Genomic DNA, 8,332 nt, shown 5'->3' with positions numbered 1-8,332 from the left:
TATGGATACGATACATTCACAACAGTAGCAAACTCTATTGAGAACCATTATGAAAGGATTTTGAACTTCTTTGTGAACAGGAGTACAAATGCAGCAGCGGAAGCATTTAATGCTAAAATCAAAGCATTTAGGGCATCATTTAGAGGAGTAGTGGATATGAGCTTCTTCCTTTTTAGGCTAGCAAAGGTATATGCATGAAGGGAATTGACTAAACTTAATCCCCCAAGAATTACAACTGAGCCCACGTACCGGCTACAATCCCATCGGTATTTTCAACAAATACCAGACAATAAACATCAATGTCCAGGTAACCAGGATACCTAATGAATATCTCCAGGTATATTTAAGCAATGAGCCATACGTAATCTGTTTATCATACTGCCGCATATAAGTCAGTACCAAAGGCATATAGAATAAGAAAGGAGTAATGGCATTCGTCGAACTATCTCCGATACGGAAAGCACATTGTGCTACATCCGGAGCAATTCCCATCTGTGCAAACATCGGAATAAAGATAAAAGACATAAAAGCCCATTTGGAGGTAGCAGATACCATAATCAGGTTTATCAATGCCGTAAATAGAATAAACAGGATGAGAGCAGACAAAGGAGCCGGCTCAAACGAAGAGAGCAAATCAGCTCCCATGATAGCTAAACATTTATCCAGATGGGAATATTCAAAACAGGCAAACATCTGTGCAGCAAAGAAAGCGATAACGAAATACACTCCAAGAAGTTTCATTGGCTGCGTAAGTCCTTCAATCACATCATTATCAGTGCGATACCGTCCGGAACTGAATCCATAAGCCATCCCTGTAATACCTGCTCCCAAAGAAAGTAAGAACAAAATACCGGCAATAAAAGGCGAATGCATCAAACCTCCGTTCACCCCTCGCAAAATTCCATAAGAAGAAAAAGTAAGCCACAAGATAAGAGCGACATAAACAGCTGCTACAACAATGGAAATCATAATGGCACGCCGCTCTTTGCGAGACAAAGGATGATAAGCCACCACTTTCACACTGCCTTCATACTTTCCTAATGTGGGAAGAAGCCATTTTTGAGTAATCCAATACACAATAGCTGTAATGACTACTGTTGAAGCACTCATAAAGAAGTAGTTACAAAGAGGTTCCGTGTTCCCCTGATAACCCGTTTGCGCCAGTGCCGCCTCTTGGGTGGTATGTGCCAATAACGGGTCCATCGTACTCAATACAATATTGGCACTATACCCGCACGCAACAGAGACATAAGCTGTAACAATCCCTGCAATCGGGTGAAGTCCCACCCACTGGAACAGCATAGCGGCAATAGGCAATAAAATAATATATCCACCATCCCCAATGGCATTCGACAACAAACCGAGCACAATCACCCACAAGATGATTTTCCTCTTTTCCTGCCGGTTCCCTACTCCCATGCGGATGCACGCATCAATAAAACCGGAATGTTGTGCTACTCCCAGTCCGAACATAGCGATAATCACCATGCCCAACGGAGCAAAGCCCGTGAAATTCTTAATAGCGTTCCGCAACCACCAACGGATCCCTTCCGGACTCAACAGGCTTTGTACACGGATGTCCTCACCTGTCTGCGGCAATGTCACTTTCAACCCATAGATATCACATATCCATGAAAGAAAGACCACTGCCATTGTCAGCAGAAGGAACATCGTAGCGGGATGGGGCATACGCCATTTATTCTTCATTACTTTCCAGAGGTATTACTTGCCATTACTTATTCTTCGTCAGGCTCCAGATTATCCAAATCGATAATACGCAATTCCAGTGCACGTACTGCCAATCGGGTAGCATTCACTCCCACCCGTTCTCCATTCGGGAAAAGGCGTCCGATAAGATCATTCTGTCGTTTCTCCAATGATTTTACGCCGAAAGGCATCCCTTTCAAATTGGCAATCATCTCCTTCGTATATCCTAAGGCCAAATGGCGGAGAAAACGTTCATCGTATTCATCAATATCATAACTGATGACTGCTTCCTGACGCTTGGCATCGTTGGCTACCGATTTCTTGAAACGATCTACAATCTTTTCCAAAATCGGATAGTTGAATACCAGCTTCTTTCCGTCCATCACAGCCTGTACATCTGTTTTCGTCAGTAATTCTCCTGTTTTGAGGATAATTCCGTCGGCACCGGCATTCAATACATCCACCCACAACTTTTCATTCAGAATCTCACCTGTGAAGATCAGTACCCGGACTCCTTTGTAGCGTTTGAATATATTCCGGCAAATGTCAACACCAATGGTCGTAGAACCTCCCAGTCCTAAGTCCAACAATACCAAATCGGGGAGTTGCGCCTCCATCAACGGCCAGAACTCACTTTCCGTCATTGCCGTACCGATCACTTCCGCATTCGGTATTTCATGACGGAATATTTCTTCTGTCCCTTTCAACTCCAGTTTTACATCCTCTACGATAATAACTTTAAACTTCTGTTCTTCCATGTTTCTTATCTAATAACTTTTATGTGTTCTCCTTTTATCGGCGCGGAATGGTGAAATAAACCGTAAATCCTCCGCCTTCAGCCGGCTCAGCATTGATACGACACCCTCTGCGTCCCGCAAATTCGTCATGGTCGCGGATAATCTGCTTGCATATCAGATATTCCGTTCCTCTCAACTCCCCTTTCTCACCGGAAGTCATACGTGCCAGATTCGGATAAAATAATTGGTTCAATTCTTCCACACTCTTTTCACGTCTCGTATCCGTAAAGAGAAAACGAATATATTCATTATCCTGACGTGCTTGCAGACGTATCAATCCATCTTCACGCACAGTCAATGCTTCATCAATCAAATTTTCCAATAGAAAACGCAACTGGTTCACGTCTCCTATCACTTTCGCTTCCATTGGTTCTATCTCCAGTTCTATCCTCTCCGAACGGTTCTTCATTGATTTCTTGAAGTATTTTCCGGCAGCGTCCAAAAGTTCCTGCACCGGAATCACAGTACGCCGGAAAGTGACTTCCTCCAATTGACGGGAAGCACACGAGCTCAAAATCGTAAAGATTCCCTTATAATATTCAATCAATTCCGTCATAGTCTCCACCGCTTCACGCTCCTCCGTTTCCGAAAGCTTCTGCGTATTCAACCGCCCTACAATCTGTTTGATTTTATTCGGATAATAGATCGTCTCATGTTTAATCGTCGACAGACAGTTGTCAAGTACCATATTCTGAACATGCAACATGCTATCTTCCCAGGAAGCCCGACGTGTTTCTTCATGTGCCGACTCAATATCCCGGTATTTTGTAGCCAGCTTCACCACTGCGTTAAACACGACAATAGCCACATAACGAGCTACCAGTTCAAAAAGCAGTCGATCCGTCTCCTGTTCCGTTCCTTCTCTGCGTTCCAGATAAAGCACACCGACACATTGATGTTCACCTCCTGCTTCCACCATCAGCGGAATTGCCTGAAGATGCTGTTCAGAAAGATATTCTCCGGAACTAAAACACTGTTCTACCATCTCCGGCATTTCCTGCCCGGGGCGAGAAGCGTATTCCAGCCGATGTGTCGTTTCGTTATAAACGGCAATTCCCATCCGGTCAATTGTCAGTAGTTCATTCACCGGACCGAATGCTTCATCCACAATACGTTGCGGGATTTCTTTAAGCGTACTTTCCTCCCGTTGGAGTGCCTCTGCATTTTCTTGTTCCTGCGGTCTGACCAAAGATGCTGCAAATACCTTTTGATTAATCTCAAGTACCTGTTCGAGATTCAAACGATTCTGCAAACGTTTTCTCATATACAGGAAATAGTATCCGACCAAAGAAACAATCAGTAGAACAAAACATAAAATAATTCCTACTGTCTTATTCGTATTCGACCGTTCCAACTGTCGGCAATACGCTTCAAGAGTCTGATCTTCTCCCTGCAACTTATACAAATCCGTAAATGCCGAATTATTGTAACTGTATGCATCCAACTGTTTCAAAGCCAAAAAAGCAACTGCCGCCTCATTCCTGATATCCAGAATCACATGATAATCCGAATCAAACAATTCGTTCCACCAACTGATTTCGGCAGGCGTTCCTTCCCCCACCAGCTTCATATACCGATGCGGACGATCCGGACGCGCATATTTCTCATAATGCTCGTTCAACAAGAGTATAGCAGAATCTATATATTGCAAAGCAAATTCATAATTTTCATCCACATTAGCAAAATAGGCGGCATTCGCATAATCCGACGCTGCATCCAGCAAATCCTCATAGGCAGAATCCGTAACCACCACTATCGAATCGCCCTCCTGCAACATGGGAGGAATCGGATCATGCAGACAAGAACTCACCCCAAACGGAAGCAACAGGCAAAGCAACAAGACTCCCATCGTTTTGCGCACTCCCGAAGGCAAACGGAAATAGAAACGACTCCCTTTCCCCAATTCACTCTCTACATCAAAGACACATCCCCGGAACAATTCATTCGTTTTCTTATATTTCTCAATGATTCCCTTACAATTCATCAGTCCGAAACCACTGCCCTTATTTTCTTTCAGAACTTCCGGGTTGGCTGCATTCTTCATTCCGATGACACGGGAATCATATACTTTCTCACCGATAATACGAGCCATATCTTCTTCGGAAATCCCCCTTCCGTTGTCTTCTACGGAAATCTCGACATACGCATCCGTAGTACGGGCATACACTTTGATTGTTCCTCCTTCCGGGGTATATTTTCGGGCGTTTTCCGCCAGCGTGTTAATCATAAACAAAGTCAATGCCCGGTCAGCTTTCACCATAACCGTGGTCGGTTCTATTTCCAACTTCTGATTTTTCATTTCAAAAGCACGTCTCCCTTTGCCTAACAGTTCAAAGAGTTCATTAAGATCGAACGTTTCAATATTCAGGCTAAGCGTCCCCTGCTTCATCTTAATCCAAAGCGCCAAAATATCATTGTATTCATTAATCGTAGTTACGAGCTCGTCAATGTATTGATACTTCTCTTTCTTTATCTTTTCATGATCGATATATCCTCGTTCCGTCAACTTATGCACCTCATTCAAGATACGGTCGATATAAGGATTTATCCCATTTACAATGGCCAGACAAGCCTTCTTAATCAAATTCTGGCGTTTATTTCCCGCGATATGTTGTTCGTAAACATATCGTTGCTTTTCCAATTGCATCCGTTCGTCACTCAACGCTTCTACCATCTGCTCATTGTCCGCAGCCCAAACGATATACGGTTCGAGCACGTGCACCAACGCTTTTTCATCACGGTTCAACCGATGCAAAGGAACCAGTGCCGCTTTTCCTTCCTCCGGAATTTCCAGTTGAAGACGCCCTTTTCCGAACAGCTGGTCAATGCCTTGTTGAATTAACGGAACATTCATTGGTATAGAAGAAGTGATGTCCCGGCAAAGAGCCAGTATCCGTTGCAGACGTTCCACATCTACTTGATTCCTTATTTTAGATCGCTTATTGAAGAACCACCAAAGAATAACCACCAGTACAAGTCCGGCAATAACCAAAGAAAGTACAAGCGTCATTTGTCGTGAATCGGATTCCAACGAAAGATAACGACTCTCCAACTCTTTATCCTGACGAGTATAATTCAGAATATCCAGGTATATATTTCGGTTGTAATCAGAAGCATACTTCATTCCAAGCCCGGCATACGATACACTCAATTGTTCCCGAATCCTCGAAATCCATTCGGGCACCGTCCTTACGTCTTCCTCCATAATCCACGGTACTCCAGTATATGTCGTATCTCCTTCCGCATAAATACGCAGCTTGTCCAACGTATCCACTGCATGATGATAATAAAGCATATGGTGTTGGTTCACACAATCTAACGCTTTTGTAAGCGTATCCAATGCTTCCGAATAACGTCCGTGCTCATTCATATACTTACCGATAGACACATACGCACCGGCAATCTGATACAAATCATTATACTCCCGGAATTTTTCAAGCGCAAGCTGTGCCATTCGCAAAGGCAAAAGCGAATCTACAGGAAAACCAAACTGATCCAGCGCGTATCCCCTCCTTGTTCGAAAGAGTTCGAAGTTGTTGGAAGAAACCATCAGATTAGCCAGCCCTTGCAGACCATTTCCTTCGAAATAAGGATGATTAGTCTGAACCGCAGTCCTCCAGGTTATATATAGTTGGTCAAACTCACGCATTTTCCTGTCCTCCGGCTTGGTGGCTTCCACCAATGAAGCCGATCCTTTGATATAATGATAATAAAGCAACTGATTCGTATCTGCCAATACTTCATCTTCCGGGATCTGATTGAGAGATGCGATGGCTTCCTGCCTTTGCTGAAGATAATAGTAATAAATAGAAGAAACAATGAAAAATTCGGTGAAAGCATAATCCAGTCGAAGTGCCTCGTGGCGGTCGGCAAACAAATCACTCTCTTCCCGAATACGTTTCATACGCCGAAGCGCACTATTACGATAATCATAAAATTCTTTGTTCATAGCTGTCCGCTGACAAATCTTCATCAGTCCGATATCAGCAATCAACAGTTCAAGCTCATTTTTAGTCAGTTTATATACTTCCTTATGTAACGCTTCCGCCCGGTCAAAATCCATCGCCATAAAAGCACAGAATCCGAGATTATTAGATGCCTCCGCTTTCCCCGACTTATAAAAATTTACCTGTTGATAAGCTTCATTGGCATACTTATAAGAAGAATCCAGGCTTCGATAACGATAAGTATACGCTTTCCCGTTTAAAGAATCAATCAGGCGCACCTCTTTGGTCGGCACCATATCAGTGCACGAAAAAAAAGAGGTAAACAACACTATACCTATTATATATAAAGGAAAACGTGAACTCATTTTTGACTATTAACTGTTTTCAGAAAGCAAATCTACAAATATTTCCGATAAGTTGGAGAGAAAAATATTTTTTATACAATAAGTCCTTCTAAATAATAAGAGAAATTCCTACCTTTGCAGGCAAATTAACAAATAGGTAACATCTATTACAAAATGAGCGAAAAAGCACCCTTTATGGTATTCTCGGGAACGAACTCGAGATATCTTGCAGAAAAAATCTGCGCGAGCCTGGATTGTCCTCTGGGAAATATGAACATTACCCATTTTGCCGATGGCGAATTTGCGGTTTCATACGAGGAGTCAATTCGTGGCGCACATGTATTCCTGGTTCAATCCACTTTCCCTAACTCAGACAACTTAATGGAACTTCTCCTGATGATTGATGCTGCTAAACGTGCATCAGCAAAGAGCGTTGTGGCTGTAATCCCCTATTTTGGATGGGCTCGTCAGGATAGAAAAGACAAACCTCGTGTATCTATCGGGGCTAAGTTGGTAGCTGATCTGCTGTCTGTTGCAGGTATCGACCGACTGATTACGATGGATTTGCATGCTGACCAGATCCAGGGATTCTTCAATATCCCGGTAGATCACTTATACGCATCAGCTGTATTCCTCCCTTACATCCAGTCATTGCAATTGGAAAATCTGGTTATTGCTACACCGGACGTAGGAGGTTCAAAACGTGCCAGCACTTTCTCCAAATACCTCGGCGTACCATTGGTACTCTGCAACAAATCACGTGAAAAAGCCAATGAAGTAGCATCTATGCAAATCATCGGTGACGTGGAAGGTAAAAACGTTGTCTTGATTGATGATATCGTAGACACAGCAGGAACAATCACCAAAGCAGCCAACATCATGTTGGAAGCCGGTGCCCAATCTGTACGCGCTATCGCCAGTCATTGCGTAATGTCTGATCCGGCTTCTTTCCGTGTGCAAGAGTCTGCCCTGACAGAAATGGTATTTACTGACAGCATCCCTTATGCTAAGAAATGCCCGAAAGTGAAACAGTTAAGCATTGCCGACATGTTTGCTGAAACAATCAAACGAGTAATGAATAACGAATCTATCAGTTCACAATATATCATTTAAATGAAGAATGATAAATGAAGAATGAAGAATAAGAAAGCGCTATTTCAAGTTTAGCCGGCTTTCTTATTTGTCTCAACATACTAAGAATTTGAATTGGTGATAGTAAGCAACCAATTTTTCATTCATCATTCGGGATATTCAGTAAATGTTCCTCTTTCTAAAAAATCAAGAGAAAAGCTTTGCTTTACGTGAGCTTTTCTCTTGATTTTTTCGTTCAACTCTCCCAGTCTTCTATCTTTTTTGTAGAATATTGTTTACATATTCTTATTTTTTCCTTCCCACCCATGCATTATGTACATGTCTTTTTTAGGGGAAGTTAAAACCTCTCCTGTTTTTCCTGTTATTTTAGTTAGATTATGCTGCCTTTTCTTTTTTTCTTTTCGACCTTTTCTATCATACATACCGCATTGGCTGTATGTATCCC

The 8,332-nt window shown here is 42.7% G+C and carries 5 protein-coding genes; 2 read left to right on the top strand and 3 right to left on the bottom strand.

Annotated elements, in window-relative coordinates:
- On the top strand, positions 1-198 hold a 198-nt coding region (locus BSAG_RS24335; RefSeq protein WP_008997554.1), incomplete at its 5' end, for a transposase.
- 54 nt (positions 199-252) lie between these two features.
- Here the strand turns inward: BSAG_RS24335 and BSAG_RS10910 are convergent.
- Genes BSAG_RS10910 through BSAG_RS10920 form a run of 3 tightly spaced genes read right to left on the bottom strand, consistent with a single transcriptional unit; the run spans position 253 to position 6,816 of the window.
- On the bottom strand, positions 253-1,707 hold the full coding sequence (locus tag BSAG_RS10910; protein ID WP_004317458.1) for an AbgT family transporter: 1,455 nt from the start codon (positions 1,705-1,707) through the stop codon (positions 253-255).
- A gap of 29 nt (positions 1,708-1,736) precedes the next feature.
- A complete protein-coding gene (locus BSAG_RS10915; protein WP_004317459.1) occupies positions 1,737-2,465 on the bottom strand; it encodes a DUF5932 domain-containing protein in 729 nt (242 codons plus the stop codon).
- Positions 2,466-2,499: 34 nt separating this feature from the next.
- Entirely contained in the window at positions 2,500-6,816 is a 4,317-nt protein-coding gene (locus tag BSAG_RS10920) for a DUF5113 domain-containing protein (protein WP_008997553.1), read from the bottom strand.
- A 153-nt stretch (positions 6,817-6,969) separates the two neighbouring features.
- On the opposite strand from BSAG_RS10920, the gene BSAG_RS10925 reads away from it, so the two are divergent.
- On the top strand, positions 6,970-7,908 hold the full coding sequence (locus BSAG_RS10925; protein ID WP_008022499.1) for a ribose-phosphate pyrophosphokinase: 939 nt from the start codon (positions 6,970-6,972) through the stop codon (positions 7,906-7,908).
- The last annotated feature ends 424 nt before the right edge of the window (positions 7,909-8,332 follow it).

This window comes from Bacteroides sp. D1 (assembly GCF_000157095.2).
Taxonomy (GTDB): Bacteria; Bacteroidota; Bacteroidia; order Bacteroidales; family Bacteroidaceae; genus Bacteroides; species Bacteroides xylanisolvens.
The sequence above is the reverse complement of the archived record's forward strand: the minus strand, read 5'-3'. Positions and strand labels throughout refer to the sequence as shown.

Excerpts from the sequence above, each read along its gene's own strand:
- BSAG_RS10910 (WP_004317458.1), bottom strand. The coding sequence starts at position 1,707 with ATGAAGAATAAATGGCGTATGCCCCATCCCGCTACGATGTTCCTTCTG.
- BSAG_RS10925 (WP_008022499.1), top strand. The coding sequence starts at position 6,970 with ATGAGCGAAAAAGCACCCTTTATGGTATTCTCGGGAACGAACTCGAGA.
- BSAG_RS10920 (WP_008997553.1), bottom strand. The coding sequence starts at position 6,816 with ATGAGTTCACGTTTTCCTTTATATATAATAGGTATAGTGTTGTTTACC.
- BSAG_RS10915 (WP_004317459.1), bottom strand. The coding sequence starts at position 2,465 with ATGGAAGAACAGAAGTTTAAAGTTATTATCGTAGAGGATGTAAAACTG.